Annotated in this window: 14 protein-coding genes and 1 riboswitch; of the genes, 7 read left to right on the top strand and 7 right to left on the bottom strand. The window is 69.9% G+C overall.

Going from position 1 to position 18,977, the window contains the following annotated elements; genetic code table 11:
• Window positions 1–240: 240 nt before the first annotated feature.
• Window positions 241–1,707 (bottom strand): sensor histidine kinase, encoded by a 1,467-nt coding sequence (locus MTQ10_RS03000; protein WP_247461908.1) that lies wholly within the window; start codon window positions 1,705–1,707, stop codon window positions 241–243.
• A gap of 804 nt (window positions 1,708–2,511) precedes the next feature.
• Here MTQ10_RS03000 and nagB point away from each other — a divergent pair.
• Window positions 2,512–3,297 (top strand): glucosamine-6-phosphate deaminase, encoded by a 786-nt coding sequence (gene nagB, locus MTQ10_RS02995; protein WP_247461883.1) that lies wholly within the window; start codon window positions 2,512–2,514, stop codon window positions 3,295–3,297.
• Window positions 3,298–3,406: 109 nt separating this feature from the next.
• Here nagB and MTQ10_RS02990 read toward each other — a convergent pair whose 3' ends face one another.
• The 4 genes from MTQ10_RS02990 to MTQ10_RS02975 form a co-directional block, all read right to left on the bottom strand.
• A complete protein-coding gene (locus tag MTQ10_RS02990) occupies window positions 3,407–4,894 on the bottom strand; it encodes a glycoside hydrolase family 3 protein (protein ID WP_247461881.1) in 1,488 nt (495 codons plus the stop codon).
• 9 nt (window positions 4,895–4,903) lie between these two features.
• Window positions 4,904–5,773: a carbohydrate ABC transporter permease gene (locus MTQ10_RS02985; RefSeq protein ID WP_247461879.1), complete on the bottom strand. Its 870-nt coding sequence runs from the start codon at window positions 5,771–5,773 to the stop codon at window positions 4,904–4,906.
• On the bottom strand, window positions 5,770–6,756 hold the full coding sequence (locus tag MTQ10_RS02980; protein ID WP_247461878.1) for a carbohydrate ABC transporter permease: 987 nt from the start codon (window positions 6,754–6,756) through the stop codon (window positions 5,770–5,772). The genes MTQ10_RS02985 and MTQ10_RS02980 overlap by 4 nt, the downstream gene beginning before the upstream one ends.
• A gap of 75 nt (window positions 6,757–6,831) precedes the next feature.
• Window positions 6,832–8,115 carry an extracellular solute-binding protein gene (locus MTQ10_RS02975; protein ID WP_247461877.1) on the bottom strand — a complete coding sequence of 428 codons (1,284 nt, stop codon included), beginning with the start codon at window positions 8,113–8,115 and terminating at the stop codon, window positions 6,832–6,834.
• A gap of 408 nt (window positions 8,116–8,523) precedes the next feature.
• Between MTQ10_RS02975 and MTQ10_RS02970 the strand changes: the two genes are divergently transcribed.
• The 6 genes from MTQ10_RS02970 to MTQ10_RS02945 all read left to right on the top strand — a co-directional run bounded on the left by MTQ10_RS02970 (window position 8,524) and on the right by MTQ10_RS02945 (window position 16,418).
• Window positions 8,524–9,288 carry a GntR family transcriptional regulator gene (locus tag MTQ10_RS02970; protein WP_247461876.1) on the top strand — a complete coding sequence of 255 codons (765 nt, stop codon included), beginning with the start codon at window positions 8,524–8,526 and terminating at the stop codon, window positions 9,286–9,288.
• A gap of 224 nt (window positions 9,289–9,512) precedes the next feature.
• On the top strand, window positions 9,513–9,779 hold the full coding sequence (locus MTQ10_RS02965) for a DUF3311 domain-containing protein (RefSeq protein ID WP_247461875.1): 267 nt from the start codon (window positions 9,513–9,515) through the stop codon (window positions 9,777–9,779).
• Entirely contained in the window at window positions 9,776–11,404 is a 1,629-nt protein-coding gene (gene mctP / locus MTQ10_RS02960; RefSeq protein ID WP_247461874.1) for a monocarboxylate uptake permease MctP, read from the top strand. Before MTQ10_RS02965 ends, mctP begins: the two co-directional genes overlap by 4 nt.
• 174 nt (window positions 11,405–11,578) lie before the next feature.
• Window positions 11,579–11,704, top strand: a riboswitch (cobalamin riboswitch).
• Window positions 11,705–11,827: 123 nt separating this feature from the next.
• Window positions 11,828–14,188: a ribonucleoside-diphosphate reductase subunit alpha gene (locus MTQ10_RS02955; RefSeq protein ID WP_247461873.1), complete on the top strand. Its 2,361-nt coding sequence runs from the start codon at window positions 11,828–11,830 to the stop codon at window positions 14,186–14,188.
• A 59-nt stretch (window positions 14,189–14,247) separates the two neighbouring features.
• On the top strand, window positions 14,248–15,204 hold the full coding sequence (locus tag MTQ10_RS02950) for a ribonucleotide-diphosphate reductase subunit beta (protein ID WP_247461906.1): 957 nt from the start codon (window positions 14,248–14,250) through the stop codon (window positions 15,202–15,204).
• A gap of 248 nt (window positions 15,205–15,452) precedes the next feature.
• Window positions 15,453–16,418, top strand: a complete 966-nt coding sequence (locus MTQ10_RS02945) for a GlxA family transcriptional regulator (RefSeq protein WP_247461872.1) — start codon at window positions 15,453–15,455, stop codon at window positions 16,416–16,418.
• A gap of 54 nt (window positions 16,419–16,472) precedes the next feature.
• Here the strand turns inward: MTQ10_RS02945 and MTQ10_RS02940 are convergent, their stop codons facing one another.
• Both MTQ10_RS02940 and cyc1 read right to left on the bottom strand, forming a co-directional pair.
• Window positions 16,473–17,855, bottom strand: coding sequence for a bifunctional albaflavenone monooxygenase/terpene synthase (locus tag MTQ10_RS02940; RefSeq protein WP_247461871.1), 1,383 nt, complete (start codon window positions 17,853–17,855; stop codon window positions 16,473–16,475).
• Window positions 17,852–18,949 carry an epi-isozizaene synthase gene (gene cyc1, locus MTQ10_RS02935; protein WP_356757828.1) on the bottom strand — a complete coding sequence of 366 codons (1,098 nt, stop codon included), beginning with the start codon at window positions 18,947–18,949 and terminating at the stop codon, window positions 17,852–17,854. The genes MTQ10_RS02940 and cyc1 overlap by 4 nt, the downstream gene beginning before the upstream one ends.
• Between the last annotated feature and the right edge of the window lie 28 nt (window positions 18,950–18,977).

Below are 18,977 nucleotides of genomic sequence, written 5' to 3'. Positions count from 1 at the left end.
CGTACAGCGCGTACGCATCTCCCGCCCCCGAGCCGCAGCGCGCAGTACCCCCGACGCGCTTGAGATAGCAGAGCAGCAGTCGAGCATCAGCCTCGGACCCACCGGTCCGGGGCTTTTCGCTGTCCGGACACGGAGTGTGACATCGGCCTCAACGCCCTTGCCGTACGGGCCATTTGGAGGTATGCCCCGTGAAGCGGCACCCTCCGGCGTATGGGCGCGCCACCGGCCGGGCGGCCGACGCTACTTCTGCGCCCGTACCGGAATGTCCAGGATCACCCGCGTGCCCCTCTCGGGCGCCGGGACCATGTCGAAGGTACCGCCCAACTCGCCCTCCACCAGGGTCCGTACGATCTGGAGCCCCAGGTTGCCCGAGCGGTGCGGGTCGAAGCCCTCCGGCAGACCGACCCCGTCGTCCTGCACGGTGACGAGCAGCCGCGCCTCCTTCGTCGTGCCGCCGCGCACCGCCGACACCTCCACCGTGCCGGTGTCGCCCTCGCGGAAACCGTGCTCCAGGGCGTTCTGAAGGATCTCCGTCAGCACCATCGACAGCGGCGTCGCCACCTCGGCGTCCAGGATGCCGAACCGCCCGGAGCGCCGGCCCGTCACCTTGCCCGGGGAGATCTCGGCGACCATCGCGAGGACCCGGTCGGCGATGTCGTCGAACTCCACGCGCTCGTCGAGGTTCTGCGACAGCGTCTCGTGCACGATCGCGATCGACCCGACCCGGCGCACGGCCTCCTCCAGCGCCTCCCGGCCCCGCTCGGACTCGATCCGCCGGGCCTGAAGCCGCAGCAGCGCGGCGACGGTCTGCAAGTTGTTCTTCACCCGGTGGTGGATCTCCCGGATGGTCGCATCCTTGGTGATCAACTCCCGTTCGCGTCGCCGCAGTTCCGTGACGTCCCGGAGCAGCACCAGCGAGCCGATGCGCGTCCCCTTCGGTTTCAGCGGGATCGCCCGGAACTGGATGACCCCGTCATTGGCCTCGATCTCGAACTCGCGCGGCGCCCAGCCGCTCGCCACCTTCGCCAGCGCCTCGTCCACCGGCCCGCGCGTCGGGGCGAGTTCGGCGGTGAGCTGCCCGAGGTGATGGCCGACCAGGTCGGCGGCGAGGCCCAGCCGGTGGTAGGCGGACAGGGCGTTCGGGGAGGCGTACTGGACGATGCCGTCGGCGTCCACCCGGACCAGGCCGTCCCCGACGCGCGGCGAGGCGTCCATGTCGACCTGCTGGTCGGGGAAGGGGAACGTACCGGCCGCGATCATCTGCGCGAGGTCGGAGGCGCTCTGCAGATAGGTCAGTTCCAGCCGGCTCGGGGTGCGCACGGTGAGCAGATTGGTGTTGCGGGCGATCACCCCGAGGACCCTGCCCTCGCGGCGTACGGGGATCGACTCGACCCGTACGGGGACCTCCTCACGCCACTCCGGGTCGCCCTCGCGGACGATACGGCCCTCGTCGAGAGCGGCGTCCAGCATGGGTCGGCGGCCACGCGGGACGAGATGGCCGACCATGTCGTCCTGGTACGACGTCGGGCCCGTGTTGGGCCGCATCTGGGCCACGGAGACATAGCGTGTGCCGTCGCTGGTGGGCACCCACAGGACCAGGTCGGCGAAGGACAGGTCGGAGAGCAGCTGCCACTCCGAGACCAGCAGGTGGAGCCACTCGAGGTCGGAGTCGTCGAGGGCGGTGTGCTGGCGGACCAGTTCGTTCATGGAGGGCACGTCAGCGAGCGTAACCCGCCGGTAGGGGCGGGCCCGAATCGACGCGGGCGGGACAGCGGGAGGGGTGGGGCCGAAAGGCCGTGAGCCAGGTCCGGGACGGACCGAGGGCCAGGTCCGGAAAGCCGCAGGGCGAGACCGGGACAGCCGGAGGGGGGCGGGTGCGGCCAAGGCCGGAGCAGGGGCTTCCGGGCCCGGAAACACCCGCGGGCCGCGGCGCCTGGGAGGGACCCTCAACCCTCCCGGCACCGCAGCCCGGAGCAATATCGGCCGTGGGGTGTGCGGTCCCGGTCGGCCGAAGGACGAGGAGCCGGGGCAGTCAGGGCAGAGAGCTCCGGTTCCTCGATCCGCCTTCCTGTGCGGGGAAGGCGGAGGCTCGATCCGCGCTCCGTCGCGCGTCGTTCTCCGCGCCGGAGCGCGGGGTCCTGCAAGCATTGTGGACTAGACCACTCTGCGTGTCCATGCGTCGACGGCGGATTTGCCGGCACCCCGAGGGCGCGGGCGACCGCCGCTCTGCGAAGCCTAGCCGCACCCGGCCGGGTCCGGAGCCCCGCGGAGCGTGCGAATTACGCGACACCGGCCGCTCCCCGCCGATGCACGCCCCCCACGAAAGGCGACCGTCGCACCCGCGGACGACACTCCCGAGAGGCCCTGCACCGGCCGGGCCGGGCCCCTGCGACCCGCCGCGTCCCAGGGTACGGATCGCATGGGCGGCGGCGGCCGACTCTGTTAGATTGGTCTAAACCACATAGTCCTACCGGGCCCTCTCCAGCCCCCTCCCCAGAACGGCAGGCCAGCGTGGAAGTTGTGATCGTTCCGGACGCCGCAGCGGGCGGCGAGCTCATCGCCGAGGCCATGGCGCAACTGCTGCGCCGCAAGCCGGACGCGCTGCTCGGCGTCGCCACCGGCTCGACCCCGCTGCCGATCTACCAGGCCCTGACCGCGAAGGTCCGCTCCGGCGCCGTCGACGCCTCGCGGGCGCGGATCGCGCAGCTCGACGAATACGTGGGGCTGCCCGCCGACCACCCGGAGTCCTACCGCTCCGTGCTGCGCCGCGAGGTGCTGGAGCCGCTCGGCGTGCCGATGGAGAACTTCATGGGGCCGGACGGCACCGCGGACGACGTACAGGCGGCCTGCGAGGCGTACGACCGTGCGCTGGCCGAGGCGGGCGGGGTCGATCTGCAACTGCTGGGCATCGGCACCGACGGGCACATCGGCTTCAACGAGCCCTGCTCCTCGCTCGCCTCCCGCACCCGGATCAAGACGCTCACCGAGCAGACCCGGGTGGACAACGCGCGCTTCTTCGACGGGGACATCGAGCAGGTGCCGCACCACGTCATCACGCAGGGCATCGGCACCATCCTGGAGGCCCGGCACCTGGTGCTGCTGGCCACGGGCGAGGGCAAGGCCGACGCGGTCGCGGCGACCGTCGAGGGGCCCGTGGCGGCGGTGTGCCCGGCGTCGGCGCTGCAACTGCACCCGCACGCCACGGTGGTGGTCGACGAGGCGGCGGCGTCCAAGCTGAAGCTGGCCGACTACTTCCGGCACACCTATGCCGACAAGCCGGAGTGGCAGGGTCTCTAGACGGCGGTCCCCGGCCACGTGCCGGGGGCACCCTGCCACTTCACACACAGGCCGGGCGCCGGCTCCCTGAGGGGAGCCGGCGCCCGGCCTGTGTGCTGCCCCGGTCCCGCTACGCCCCCGCGATGACCTCGGCCGCCGCCCGGCCGCAGACGCGGGCGGCGCCGTGGGTGGCGAGGTGGAGGGCGCCGCGCGGCGCGGACTGCGGGAGGCCCATCTCGACGACAACGGTGTCGGGGCGGGCCGCGAGGAGGACGTCGAGGGCCGTGCCCATCCAGGGGTGCCGGTGCTCGTCGCGGACCACGGCGACGATACGGCGCTCCCCGGCCGCCACCAGCGCCGCGGGGCCCGCGTCCTCCCCGGCGAAGCTGCCGGTCTCGGTGCCGGGCAGCAGCCGGGCCAGCTCGGCGGCGACGCCCCAGGGCGTCTCGTCACCGACGGCGATATTGGCGACGGGGCTGAACGCGGCGACGTACGGCGCCTCGGTGAGCGGGGTGAAGGAGTCGCCGCCGGTGACGCGCAGGGCGCGGCGCGCGGCGTGCAGTCCGACCTCCGGGTCGGCGGGGCCGGCCGGGGCGCCGGTCCGGGCGGCGGCGGTCCAGCGGGCGAGGCGGCGGACGCGTTCGGCGGCGTCGGCGAGGCGTTCCTCGGGCAGTTCACCGGCGCGTACGGCGGTCACCAGGGCGTCGCGCAGGCGCCGTACGGTCTCGTCGTCGGCGAGGCCGCCGCCCACGCAGATCGCGTCGGCGCCGGCGGCGATGGCGAGGACGCTGCCGCGTTCGATGCCGTAGGTGGCGGAGATGGCCTGCATCTCCATGCCGTCGGTGACGATGAGGCCGTCGTAGCCGAGTTCGCCGCGCAGCAGGTCGGTGAGGATGCGGCGGGAGAGGGTCGCCGGGTGCTCGGGGTCGAGCGCGGGGACGAGGATGTGGGCGCTCATCACCGCACGCGTGCCGGCCTCGATCGCGGCGCGGAAGGGGGCGAGGTCGCGTTCGGCGACGACGTCGGCGCTCGCGTCGATGCGGGGCAGGGCGTGGTGGGAGTCGACGGCGGTGTCGCCGTGGCCGGGGAAGTGCTTGGTGCAGGCGGCGACACCGGCGGCCTGGAGGCCTTCGACGTAGGCGGCGGTGTGCCGGGCGACGAGGGCGGTGTCGGAGCCGAAGGAGCGCACCCCGATGACCGGGTTGGCGGCGTTGGAGTTGACGTCGGCCGACGGGGCCCAGTTGAAGTTGACGCCGCAGGCGGCGAGGCGGCGGCCCAGCTCGTGGGCGACGGCACGGGTGAGCTTCGGGTCGTCGACGGCGCCGAGGGCGTGGTTGCCGGGGAAGCTGGAGCCGGTGCGCACCTCGAGGCGGGTGACGTCGCCGCCCTCCTCGTCGACGGCGACGAGGACGTCGTCGCGTTCGGCGCGCAGCTGGGCGGTGAGGGCGGCGACCTGGTCGGCGGTGGCGATGTTGCGGCCGAACAGGCCGACGGAGGCGAGGCCCTCGCCGAGGCGGCGCAGCAGCCAGTCGGGGGCTGTGGTGCCGGTGAAGCCGGGCTGGAGGACGGTGAGGGCGTCGCGGGTGAGGGTGTCGGTGCCGCTGGCGATTGTCGTCATCGGGTGGCGTTATCCCTTCACGGCGCCGGCGGTCAGGCCCGCGGCCATCTTGCGCTGGACGAGGAGGAACAGGACGACGATCGGCACGGCCATCATGGTGGCGCCGGCCATCATCGGGGCGTATTCGGTGCCGTGTTTGGTGGTGAAGTTGCCGAGCCAGACGGTGGCGGTCTGGTTCTTCTGGCTGAGCAGCATCAGGGCGTACAGGTACTCGTTCCAGGCCTGGATGAAGCCGTAGACGCTGGTGGCGACCATGCCGGGGGCGAGCAGGGGGAAGACGACGCGGATGAACGCGCCGGTGCGGGAGCAGCCGTCGACCATGGCGGCCTCCTCCAGTTCGCGCGGGATGTTGACGATGAAGCCGCGCAGCGTCCACACGGTGAACGGGAGGATGAAGGTCAGGTAGGTGATGATCAGGCCGGTGAGCCGGTCGTACTGGCCGAGGTCGTTCAGCAGCAGGAAGACCGGGATGATCATCGCGACGAGCGGGACCATCTGGACCGCGAGGATGCCGACGATGACGATCTTGCGGCCGCGGAAGGCGAACCGGGAGATGGCGAGCGCGGCGAGCGTGCCGACGACGATGCCGATGAGGACGACCGCGAGGGACACGATCAGGCTGCGGCCGACGGGTCCCCAGAAGTCGGCGATGTTCAGGGCCCGGCTGAAGTTGTCGAAGGTGAGGCCGGTGGGCAGCAGGCTCGGGTCCGGGTCGATGGCGTCCTTGGCCGGTTTGAACGCCGTGTTGAGCATCCAGTACAGCGGGAAGCCGGCGGTGAGGAAGACCAGCAGGCCGATCAGGTTCCAGCCGAGGCGGGAGGTGCGGCGGGCGGTGCGCACCGGGGCGCCGTCCGTCTTCGCGACCGTGGCGGTGCTCATTCGACCTCTCCGATCTTCAGCATCTGGCGCATGTACACGGCGACCACGCCGAGCAGGAGGAGCACGGTGAGCAGGGCGATGGCGGAGCCCTGCGCGTAGTCGTTGACCACGAAGGCGCGGTCGTAGGAGTAGGTGTTGAGGACCTGGAACTCGGCCTCGGGGTGGCCGTTGCGCATGACGAACACCTGCGGGAAGACGCCCATGTCCCAGATGACCGACAGGGTCGTGAGCATCACGATGATCGGCTTGAGGATCGGCAGGGTGACGAACCGGAAAACGCCCCAGGCGCCGGCGCCGTCGAGGCGGGCGGCCTCCTCCAGTTCCTTGGGGACCTGGGTGAGTCCGGCGCTGAGGGTGATGACCACGAAGGGCACCGCGCCCCACACCACGAGCAGCATGATCACGGCGAGGCCCTGCGGGCCGCTGGCGAACCAGTTGTGGCCGACCATGTCGACGCCGGGGAGTTTGCTGAGGAGCGCGTTGAACACGCCGTAGTCGGTGTCGAAGAGCCACTTGAAGACGGTGGTGGCGACGATGACGGGCATGCCCCAGCTGGCGACCAGGACGATGTTGATCAGGGTCTTGAGCCAGCCGGAGACCTTCTGCAGCAGCAGGGCGAGCAGCATGCCGATCACCATGGTGAGGACGACGGCGCCCCCCGCGAAGACGATCGTGCGGATCACGACCGTCCAGAACTCGTCGTCGCCCAGCACCGCGGTGAAGTTGTCGAAGCCGACGTTCTCGGCGGGCTGGAAGCCCCACAGCTGGGACTGGCCGAACTTCTGGAAGGACAGGGTGACCAGCCGCAGCAGCGGATAGCCCATCACGAGGACGAGCACGAGCAGACAGGGGGCGAGCAGCAGCCATGGTGTGGCGGCGGTGCCCTTGGTGCCGCGGCCGGCCGTGGGCCGCTTCGTCACGGGCGGCGGTGCCTGCCGCGGCGGCGGCACCTTGGCAGGGGTGGTCGTGTCTGCGGCACTCATCGCGCGCTCCTCAGCGGTCCTTACAGAGGGTTACGGCGGCGGGGCCCCCGGGGTGCCGGGGGCCCCGCCGGAAGGTCACTTGGTGTTGATGACCTTGTCGATCGCGGCGTCCGCCTCCTTGGCGGCCTCCTCGACCGACTTCTTGCCGGTGCCGATGTTCTGGAGCATCGTCTGCAGGACCTGGGCCTTCTCGACCTGGCCCCAGCCGGGCGCCATCGGAACGAACCAGTTGGCCTCGGCGGCGGTCGCCGGGACGGCCGTCTTCGGGTCGTTCTTCAGGGTGGCGAGGTCGGTCTTGTTGTTCGGCAGGTTGCCCTTGCCGATCAGGCCCTTCTGACCGGACGGGCCGGTGAAGGCGTTGATCCACTCGGCGGCGAGTTCCTGCGCGTCCGACTTGACCGGGACGGCGAGGTCGGAGCCGCCGAGGAAGACCGGGAGGTTCTTGCCGGACGGGCCGGGCATCACGAAGTTCTCGAGGTTGCCCTTGAGCTTGCCGGTCTTGTCGTTCTCGGGCAGCTCGCTGGTGCCGCCCTCCCAGGCCGCGCCGAAGATCATGCCGGACTTGCCCTGGCCGTAGACGATGTAGCGGTCGGACTCGTCCTTGGTCTTGTCGCCGTGCATGTACTTGTCGACGACGTTCTTGAACTCGGTGAGGCCCTTGACGGACTCGGGCGAGGAGAGGCTGGCCTTCCACTGGCCGCCCTCCTCCTTGGCGATGGCGCCGCCGGCGTCGTAGACGAAGGACATGGCCGCGTACCAGTCACGGGTGGGCTGGTACCAGGCGCTGAACTTGTCGCCCTGCTTCTGCTGGACCTTGTCCAGGGCGGCGGTCAGCTCCTGCCAGGTCTTCGGCGCGGTCTTCACGCCGGCCTCGGCGAAGACGTCCTTGCGCCAGTTGCCGACGCGGCCACCGGCGTAGTAGGGCACGCCGTAGGTCTTGCCCTCGTAGGTCACCGAGGCCTTCAGGCCGTCGAGCCAGGCGGAGGAGTTGTCGAACTTGGCCGGGTCGAGCGGGGCGAAGGCGCCCTTGACCATGTAGGGCAGCATCTCGGTGTTGCCCATCTCGACGACGTCGGGTGCCTTGTCGGTGGCGAGGACGGCGTCGAGCTTGGCGTTCTTGTCCGGCCAGCCGTAGTACTCGTGGTTGATCTTGAGGCCGGGGTGCTTCTTCTGCACGGCCTCGTCGGCGGCCTTCACCAGCTCAGGCCAGTTGTTCTGCGCGTCGACGGTGAGCCACACCGTCAGTTCCTTGGCGTCGGCGCCCTTGTCGGAGCCGCCCTTGCTGTCGCTGTCCCCGCACGCCGCGATGGAGACCATCATGCCCGCGATACCGATCGCGGCTATCAGCTTGCGCTTCACGCCACCCTCCTCAGGGATGCACACGAACCCCCCTGCCTCCCCGCGGTGAACGACTGAACGCGAACCGCCCGTGGGGCCGGGACTGGACCAATGGTGTAGACCAGTACGGGGAGCTTGGCCCAGACCAAAGGGAGTGTCAAGGGTGTGCGAATCGGCTCCGACCAGCCGTTATGCGACCTACATATGCAGGAACCTTTAAGTAACAACCCCGCGAAAAGATGCCCCCTTCACGGCACACTTCGGGTAGACCACATGGTGGCGATGGACTAGACCAAACCCGTTGCCGACGGTATACAGAGGGGATCACGGAACGCGCGGGCGCCTGTGCCGACGCGGCCGTGCCACGATGGTGGGCCGCAGCCGACGGGGTGTCGGCCGCTTCGGCACCGAGGGCCGGGAAGGCAGAGCATGAGCACCGAGGTCAGCAGTGCGGAGAACGAGGGTGGGGCGACCGTCCGTACCGCGCGCGTGCCCAAGTACTACCGCTTGAAGAAGCACCTGCTCGACATGACGGAGACGCAGGCGCCCGGCACACCGGTGCCGCCCGAGCGCACGCTGGCCGCCGAGTTCGACACCTCCCGCACCACCGTCCGGCAGGCCCTCCAGGAACTCGTCGTCGAGGGCCGGCTGGAGCGCATCCAGGGCAAGGGCACCTTCGTCGCCAAGCCGAAGGTCTCCCAGGCGCTTCAGCTCACCTCCTACACCGAGGACATGCGCGCCCAGGGCCTGGAGCCCACCTCGCAGCTGCTGGACATCGGGTACATCACCGCCGACGACCGGCTCGCCGGCCTGCTCGACATCGCCGCCGGCGGCCGGGTGCTGCGCATCGAGCGGCTGCGCATGGCCAACGGCGAGCCGATGGCCATCGAGACCACCCATCTGTCCGCCAAGCGCTTCCCGGCGCTGCGCCGGTCGCTGGCGAAGTACACCTCCCTCTACACCGCGCTCGCCGAGGTGTACGACGTCCATCTCGCCGAGGCCGAGGAGACCATCGAGACCTCCCTGGCCACCCCGCGCGAGGCCGGCCTGCTCGGCACCGACGTCGGCCTGCCGATGCTGATGCTGTCCCGACACTCACTGGACAAGGACGGCAACCCGGTCGAATGGGTGCGGTCGGTCTACCGCGGCGACCGTTACAAGTTCGTCGCGAGGCTCAAGCGCCCCCAGGAGTGACCGCGCGCGGGTCGAACCCGCACAGAACGCGCGTCCCGCCCCGCACCAACCGGCAGCAAAGGGACCCCTCGGACAGCCGCGCACCGGGGCCGGAAACAGCTGACGGTGCGTGGGATGCGGACGTGCCGTGGTGATATCCGGACGGGGTCTTCCGAAGTCCTTTATCCGTCACCTACATTGCGTGCCTGTTTCACAGGTGATCGGTTAGGGGACGGAGCCGCCTGATGTCGCAAGCCTCGGAAGTGTCCAGGGAGCCGGTGGTGACGCCTGTGCGCGTCGTCATCGGCCTCTGTCTTGTCGCGCCCTTCGTCGCGATGCTGTGGGTCGGTTCGTACGCGAAGAAGGACCCGGCGTTCATCGGGATCCCGTTCTTCTACTGGTACCAGATGCTGTGGGTGCTCATCTCCACCGTGCTGACGATGGCCGCCTACCAGCTGTGGCGCCGCGACCAGCGCGCCCGCGCCTCCCGGAAGGGCGGTGAGCAGCGGTGAAGGACGGCGTGAACGGCGTCGCGCTCGGCGTCTTCATCTTCTTCTTCCTCCTGGTCACCGTCATGGGCTTCCTGGCCGCACGGTGGCGCAGGGCCGAGAACGAGCACAGCCTGGACGAATGGGGTCTCGGCGGACGCTCGTTCGGCACGTGGATCACCTGGTTCCTGCTCGGCGGCGACCTGTACACGGCATACACGTTCGTCGCCGTGCCGGCGGCGATCTACGCGGCGGGCGCGTCCGGGTTCTTCGCGGTGCCGTACACCATCCTCGTCTACCCGCTGATCTTCACGTTCCTGCCGCGGCTGTGGTCGGTGTCGCACAAGCACGGCTATGTGACGACCTCCGACTTCGTGCGCGGCCGGTTCGGCTCCAAGGGGCTGTCGCTGGCGGTGGCGCTCACCGGCATCCTGGCGACGATGCCGTACATCGCGCTCCAGCTCGTCGGCATCCAGGCGGTGCTGGACGTGATGGGCGTCGGCGGCGGCGAGGACAGCAACTGGTTCGTCAAGGACCTGCCGCTGCTCATCGCGTTCGGTGTGCTCGCCGCGTACACCTACTCCTCGGGTCTGCGCGCCCCGGCGCTCATCGCGTTCGTGAAGGACACGCTGATCTACATCGTCATCGCGGTGGCGATCATCTACATCCCGATCAAGCTGGGCGGCTTCGACGACATCTTCGCCAAGGCCGGCGAGGCGTTCTCGCAGACCAACCCGGCCACGGGCAAGCCGAAGGGCGCGCTCGTGCCGCCCGAGGCCACGCAGTGGACGTACGCCACGCTGGCGCTGGGCTCGGCGCTCGCGCTGTTCATGTACCCGCACTCGATCACCGCGACGCTGTCCTCGCGCAGCCGTGAGGTGATCCGCCGCAACACCACGATCCTGCCGCTGTACTCGCTGATGCTGGGCCTGCTCGCGCTGCTCGGCTTCATGGCGATCGCGGCCGGGGTGAAGGTGAGCAACGGCCAGCTGGCCATCCCGCAGCTGTTCGAGAACATGTTCCCGGACTGGTTCGCGGGCGTCGCGTTCGCGGCGATCGGCATCGGCGCGCTGGTCCCGGCGGCGATCATGTCGATCGCGGCGGCGAACCTGTTCACCCGCAACATCTACAAGGACTTCATCAAGCCGGACGCGACACCCGAGCAGGAGACGGCCGTCTCCAAGATCGTGTCCCTGCTGGTGAAGGTGGGCGCGCTGGTCTTCGTCCTGACCATGGACAAGACCGTCGCCATCAACTTCCAGCTGCTGGGCGGCATCTGGATCCTCCAGACCTTCCCGGCCCTCGTCGGCGGCCTGTTCACGCGCTGGTTCCACCGGTGGGCGCTGCTGGCCGGCTGGGCGGTCGGCATGGTGTACGGCACGCTCGCCGCGTACGGGGTGGCGTCGCCGACGCAGGAGCACTTCGGCGGCTCCTCGAAGGAGATCCCCGGCATCGGCGAGATCGGTTACATCGGCCTGACGGCGCTCGTGCTGAACGTCGTCGTGACGGTGGTCCTGACCCTCGTCCTGAAGGCCGTGAAGGCCCCCGAGGGCGTCGACGAGACCAAGCCGGAGGACTACACGGCCGACGCGGGCGACCCGGGCGTCCAGGTGGAGCTGCCGCCCGCCACGGCGGGGTCCGCGCACTGACCCCTCCCCCACCCTCGTACGACCCGCGGCGGGCCGTCGCAGCAGGCGCTGCGGCGGCCCGCCGCCGTTGCGCCCTGGGCGGTGGGGACATCACGCTCCTCACCCATGAGTTGACACTCCGACACCATCGAGACACAACATCTGGGGGTGGCACGACAGCCCGGCACAAGATGTATGCTCATGCTCGCTGTCGCCGCAGGGGAATCCGGTGCGAATCCGGAACTGTCCCGCAACGGTGTACTTGTGCGTGTTCGCCCGCACTGGTGAAGTCCGAGGACCTGCCGGCAGTGCACCCGGCCGTCCGGCCGGTGTGCTGTGACGTCCGGGCCTCGCGGAATGGGCCGGCGGACGCGGACGCCCCCGTGCGCTCGTGCTGCCCCCTGCCCTCGCGCAGGCCCCGTGCCGAGCGAGGGAGAGCCCCACGTGACCATCGCGCCAGCCGACCCGGCTTCAGCGGTCCCGGAGACCGCGGAGACCGACGCCCCCGGAACCGCGCTGCTGCGCACGCTGACCGAGCTGACCGCCGACCTCCCCGACGCCGACCCCGGCCGGGTCGCCGCCGCCGCCCTGCGGGGCCGGTCCGCGCAGGCCGACGAGGCGGAGCTGCGCGACCTGGCCACGGAGGCCGCCGCCGGTCTGATCTCCGAGGACCCCGCCTACTCCCGGCTGGCCGCCCGGCTGCTCACGCTCACCATCCGGGACGAGGCCGCCTCCCAGGGCGTGCGGACCTTCACCGACTCCGTCGCCACCGGCCACCGCGAGGGCCTGATCGCCGACCGCACCGCCGAGTTCGTACGGCTGCACGCCGAACGGCTCGACGCGCTCGTGGACCCGGCCGCCGACGACCGCTTCGAGTACTTCGGGCTGCGCACCCTGCACTCCCGCTATCTGCTGCGCCATCCGCACACCCGCAAGGTGATCGAGACCCCGCAGCACTTCCTGCTGCGCGTCGCCGCCGGGCTCGCGGAGGACGACAGCGTGCGCGCGCTGGACGAGGTCGCCGCGCTGTACGGGCTGATGAGCCGGCTGGACTATCTGCCGTCCTCCCCCACCCTGTTCAACTCCGGCACCCGGCACCCGCAGATGTCGTCGTGCTATCTGCTGGACTCCCCGCTGGACGAGCTGGACTCCATCTACGACCGCTACCACCAGGTGGCGCGGCTGTCGAAGCACGCCGGCGGCATCGGCCTGTCGTACTCGCGGGTCCGCTCCCGCGGCTCGCTGATCCGCGGCACCAACGGTCACTCCAACGGCATCGTGCCGTTCCTGAAGACCCTCGACGCCTCGGTCGCCGCGGTGAACCAGGGCGGCCGGCGCAAGGGTGCCGCCGCCGTCTACCTGGAGACCTGGCACTTCGACATCGAGGAGTTCCTGGAGCTTCGGGACAACACCGGTGAGGACGCCCGCCGCACCCACAACCTCAACCTGGCGCACTGGATCCCCGACGAGTTCATGCGCCGCGTCGCCGCCGACGAGCAGTGGTCGCTGTTCTCCCCCGCCGACGTGCCCGAACTGGTCGACCTGTGGGGCGAGGAGTTCGACACCGCCTACCGCGAGGCCGAACGCAAGGGCCTGGCGAGGAAGACACTGCCGGCACGTGAGCTGTACGGCCGGATGATGCGCACCCTGGCGCAGACCGGCAACGGCTGGATGACCTTCAAGGACGCCGCGAACCGCACCGCCAACCAGACGGCCGAGCCCGGCCACGTCGTGCACTCCTCCAACCTCTGCACGGAGATCCTGGAGGTCACCGACGACGGCGAGACCGCGGTGTGCAACCTGGGCTCCGTCAACCTGGGCGCGTTCGTCGTGGACGGCGGCATCGACTGGGAGCGGCTGGACGCCACCGTCCGCACCGCGGTGACCTTCCTCGACCGGGTCGTGGACATCAACTTCTACCCGACCGAGCAGGCCGGCCGGTCCAACGCCCGGTGGCGGCCGGTGGGCCTGGGCGCGATGGGCCTCCAGGACGTCTTCTTCCGGCTGCGGCTGCCGTTCGACTCGGCCGAGGCGAAGGAGCTGTCCACCAGGATCGCCGAGCGGATCATGCTGGCCGCCTACGAGGCCTCCGCCGACCTCGCCGAGCGCAACGGCCCGCTGCCGGCCTGGGAGAAGACCCGCGCGGCGCGCGGTGTGCTGCACCCCGACCACTACCCGGACGCGCGTCTGACCTGGCCCGAGCGGTGGGCGGCGCTGCGCGAGCGGATCGCCGCCGTCGGCATGCGCAACAGCCTGCTCCTCGCGATCGCGCCGACCGCCACCATCGCCTCCATCGCGGGCGTCTACGAGTGCATCGAGCCGCAGGTGTCCAACCTGTTCAAACGCGAGACGCTGTCCGGTGAGTTCCTCCAGGTCAACTCCTACCTGGTACGGGACCTTAAGGAGCTGGGCGTGTGGGACGCCCGCACCCGGGAGGCGCTGCGCGAGGCGAACGGCTCGGTGCAGGACTTCGCGTGGATCCCGGAGGACGTGCGCCGGCTGTACCGCACGGCGTGGGAGATCCCGCAGCGCGGGCTGATCGACATGGCCGCCGCGCGCACCCCGTTCCTGGACCAGTCGCAGTCGCTGAACCTGTTCATGGAGACGCCGACCATCGGCAAGCTCTCCTCGATGTACGCCTACGCCTGGAAGTCCGGGCTGAAGACGACGTACTACCTGCGTTCGCGCCCGGCGACCCGTATCGCCCGTGCCGCGCGCGCGTCCGTGCCCGCGCAGACGACCCCCGACCCCGAGGCGGTCGCCTGCTCCCTTGAGAACCCCGAGTCCTGCGAGGCCTGCCAGTGACCACCGCCCGTGAAGAACAGAATCTGCTCGACCCGGGTTTCGAGCTGACCCTGCGCCCCATGCGCTACCCCGACTTCTACGAGCGCTACCGGGACGCCATCAAGAACACCTGGACCGTGGAGGAGGTCGACCTCCACTCGGACGTCGCCGACCTCGCCCGGCTCAGCCCCGGTGAGCAGCACCTCATCGGCCGGCTGGTGGCGTTCTTCGCGACGGGCGACTCGATCGTCGCGAACAACCTGGTGCTGACGCTGTACAAGCACATCAACTCGCCCGAGGCGCGCCTGTATCTGTCGCGGCAGCTCTTCGAGGAGGCCGTGCACGTCCAGTTCTATCTGACGCTGCTGGACACGTATCTGCCCGACCCGGAGGAGCGGGCGGCGGCGTTCGCGGCGATCGAGAACATCCCGTCGATCCGTGAGAAGGCGCAGTTCTGCTTCAAGTGGATGGACTCGGTGGAGAAGATCGACCGGCTGGAGACGCGGGCCGACCGGCGGCGATTCCTGCTGAACCTGATCTGCTTCGCCGCGTGCATCGAGGGCCTGTTCTTCTACGGTGCCTTCGCGTACGTGTACTGGTTCCGCAGCCGGGGGCTGCTGCACGGTCTCGCCACCGGCACGAACTGGGTGTTCCGTGACGAGACCATGCACATGTCGTTCGCGTTCGACGTGGTGGACACCGTGCGCAAGGAGGAGCCGGAGCTGTTCGACGACCGGCTCCGCGACGAGGTGACGGCGATGCTGCGGGAGGCGGTGGAGGCCGAGCTCCAGTTCGCGCGTGACCTGTGCGGGGACGGGCTGCCCGGTATGAACACCGACTCCATGCGGCAGTACCTGGAGTGCGTCGCCGATCAACGGCTGGTCCGGCTCGGTTTCCCGCCGGTGTACGGCTCGGAGAACCCCTTCGCGTTCATGGAGCTGCAAGGGGTTCAGGAGCTGACCAACTTCTTCGAGCGGCGTCCCTCGGCGTACCAGGTGGCGGTGGAGGGCACCGTCGACCTCGACGAGGACTTCTGAGTCCACGCGGCTCGCGCGGGCCGGGCGGGCCGTGCGGGTCGTGTCGCCGCCAGTTGCCTGTCGATCCGGCGCTCGTGGACCCAGCCCACGAGCGCCGGGGCGGTGAGGAGGAGGAACAGGATCAGGACGGTCGCGTAACTGAGGATCGTGTTCATGCGGTAAGCGTCGTACAGCGAAGACACTCCTGACAGTGGCAGGACTGCCGTGCACCCTCGAATTACTGCCATCGACGGGTGCACACTTGCGGCATGCTGAAGAACGTGGCCGCCGTCCTGCTGGACGGAGTGCATCCCTTCGAACTGGGCGTCGTCTGCGAGGTCTTCGGGATCGACCGCAGAGACGAGGGGCTTCCGACGTACGACTTCGCGGTGGTCTCCGCCGAGGGCCCCGCGCTGTCCACGCATGTCGCCGGGCTGACCGTGGCCACGCCCTACGGCCCGGAGCGGCTGGACGAGGCCGACCTGATCGCCGTACCGGCGGGCAACGAGTATGTGCGCCGGGAGTACCCGCCCGCGCTGCTGGACGCGCTGGTGCGGGCCGTGGAGCGCGGGGCGCGGGTGCTCAGCGTGTGTTCCGGGGTGTTCGTGCTGGGCGCGGCCGGGCTGCTGGACGGGCGGCGGTGTGCCGTGCACTGGCATCACGCGGACGAGCTGGCCCGCCGGTATCCGCAGGCGCTCGTCGAACCCGATGTGCTGTACGTGGACGAGGACCCGGTGATCACCTCGGCGGGCACGGCCGCCGGTATCGACGCCTGTCTGCATCTGGTGCGCAAGGAGCAGGGCCCGGAGGTCGCCAACAGGATCGCCCGGCGGATGGTGGTGCCGCCGCACCGGGACGGCGGGCAGGCGCAGTACATCGAGCGGCCCCTGCCGAGGAGTTCCTGCGACACCGTCGGCGAGGTGCTGGCCTGGATGGAGCAGCACCTCGACCAGGAGGTCACCGTCGAGCAGCTCGCGGCCCGGGCCCACATGTCGCCGCGCACGTTCGCCCGCCGCTTCCAGCAGGAGACGGGTACCACGCCCTACCGCTGGATCCTGCGGCAGCGGGTGCTGCTGGCCCAGGAGCTGCTGGAGGCGACGGACGAGACGGTCGACGCGATCGCCTGGCGCACCGGGTTCGGCACGGCGGCGGCACTGCGGCACCAGTTCGTGCGGGTGCTGGGCACGACGCCGCAGAACTACCGGCGTACGTTCCGCGGGCCGCAGGCCGCCTGACCGGAGGTGTTCAGGGGCGGTGCCGCGCCCCCGGCCGGTGCCGTGCCGTCGCCGTCACCGCGGCACCGGTCGCAGCAGCAGGTTCTGCGGGCGGAGGGTGATCCCGACGCGGACGTTGTCGTCGGAGCCCCGCACCTGCTCGAAGCGGTACTTGGCCGCGAGCGCCGCGGTGATCAGCGTGAGCTGCGCCATGGAGAAGTGGTCGCTGGGGCACTTGCGGTTGCCCACGCTGAAGGGCGCCATGGCGTATTTCGGAACGTCCTTGGCGCGTTCCGGGAGCCAGCGGTCCGGGTCGAACTCCAGGTTGCGGTCGTACGACTTCGGATCGCGCTGGATCGCGTACGGGCTGTACACGATGTCGGCTCCGGCTGGAATGCGATAGCCACCGAGTTCCGAGTCGGCGACCGCCCTGCGCGTCAAAATCCAGACGGCGGGGCGCAACCGCATCGCCTCCAGCACCACATTGTTGGTGTGGGTGAGCTTGCGGACGTGCTCGAATGCGACGGGCCGGCCGCCGGTGACGGATTCGACTTCGTCGTGGATCCGGTCGGCGTGTTCGGGATGCTCGGCAAGTGCCTGAAGCAACCACATGACCGTGGAGGCGACGGTTTCGCTTCCGGGCGTGAGTATCGCGACCACCTGGTCGTGGATCTCCTGCTCGTCGATCGGGTCGCCATTGTCGTCCTTCGCGTGCAGCAATGCCGTCAGCAAATCGTCCGGCTTTTGACCAGATGCCCGCCGTTCGGCGACGATCTCGTCGACCAGCAGATGCAGATCGGCCAGTGCCCGGTTGAATTCGCGGTTGGCCGGCAGCGGCAGCCGGTACAGCGGGCCGAGGGGCACCACCATCCGGCGGTACATGCCGCGGAAGACGGTGGCGAGCGCGTTGCACAGCCGCTCGGCACGCTCGTCCATGTACTGGCCGCGCAGCAGGCAGCGGGCGGCGATGCGCACGGCGATCCGGAAGGACTCGCTCGTGCAGTCGACGGTCTCGCCGGGTTTCCAGCGCTCGGTGAGCGCGTGCGCCTCCTCCTCCATGATCGGCCCGTACGCGGGTATGGCGTCCATCCGGAACGCGGGCTGGATGGTGCGCCGCTGGCGCCGGTGCTGCGGCCCGTTGGCCGTGGCCACGCCTTTCTTGCCGAGCAGGCCCTCCAGCGACTCCCACAGCGGTCCGGCGATGTGGTAGTTCGGGTCGAGGGCGAGCGCGCCGGTCAGATGCGGGGCAGTGACCGCGTACAGGGTCTTGGGCCCCAGTTTGAGGCGTACGACGTCGCCGTGGTCGCGCAGCTGGGACATGAAGCCCAGCGGGTCGCGCAGCATGGGCCAGCCGTGGCCGAGGAGCGGCACTCCCCCGCCCGCGAGGGGCGGCTCCTGGAGTGCGGGCGCCGCGGCGTCGGTGGTCTCGGTCTCGGGCTTCACCTGCTCGACGGTCATTTCTCACCTGCCGCTTCGTTGTTGACGTACGGGGGCGTGGACCGGTCCTCCCAGCTGTCGACCATGTACCGGCCGGATTCGTGGTGGAACCAGTAGACGGAACTGAACCAGTTCCGCATATTGCTGACGCAGGCACGTACCGCCGCGCCGAGTTCTTTTCCGTCGACCGATCCGTCGGCGAGCCCGTCGGCGAGACGCAGTGCTTCGCGTTCCACGGCGAGGAATTCAGAAATGCATTCCTCGATGCGCCGCCGCATCTCTTCGACGGCTTCTTCCAGAGTCAGCCCGTGATGGGTGATGAGACTGATTCCGAGATTGTGGACCTCGTCGCCCGCTATTTCTTTGGGCAGCGAGCACAGATCGTTGTACCAGGCGGCGAATTCCTGGCTGAGGAGCGCGGCCCTGCGGTACGCGGGGTTTTTCCGCACCCGGTCCGGCAGTTCACGGCCCGCGCTCGGCTCCAGCAGATCGGTCCAGATCCAGTGCGCGAAGGTGAGCCTGCGCAGCTGAAGGTATTCCTCGACCGTGGGCACGATTCCCTCGGTCCGGTTGTGGAACTCCCGGTCGTAGGCGTCGATCACCGCGTGGAAGTGACGGGTGAAGCGGGCGTTCCAGGTGTCCGGCAGGAAGGCGAACAGCCGGGCCACGCTGTCCGCCAGACCGGCGACCAGTGGGTCCTCGTGGTGCAGATGGGCTCCGGGGGAGTCCAGAGCCGCGTGCAGCCCCTGCCACAGGGTGCGCCAGGCGTCCGGCCTGCCGTGGACGACGTACCGGTCGTGCCGGTCGTCCCAGACGAAGAACCACGCGCTGTAGTCGGCGATCGCCTGGAGGACGTCGTCGTCGGCGCCCAGGTAGTAGCCGGCCATCAGGTCCGTGTAGCACAGGCCGTCGGCATATTCCTCGACCTTGTCGGCCGGCATGAGCCGCTTTTCGAGGAGCCAGGTCCGGGTCTTCTCCTGAAGCTTCGGCCAATACGGATGCAGTTGCCGGGGAAACTCCTGCTCGATCACCGGAAGAGCGAGCGACGGCGGGACCGCCGGCCGGGCCGGCGCCGCCGCGGCCCCGTATGTGGTGCTGTATGGGAAAGCATGCACGAACTACCCCTCTCAGCCGCCGGTGACG

Origin of the sequence: Streptomyces sp. XM83C (assembly GCF_023072675.1) — a bacterium.
GTDB lineage: Bacteria > Actinomycetota > Actinomycetes > Streptomycetales > Streptomycetaceae > Streptomyces > Streptomyces thermocoprophilus.
The sequence above is the reverse complement of the archived record's forward strand: the minus strand, read 5'-3'. Positions and strand labels throughout refer to the sequence as shown.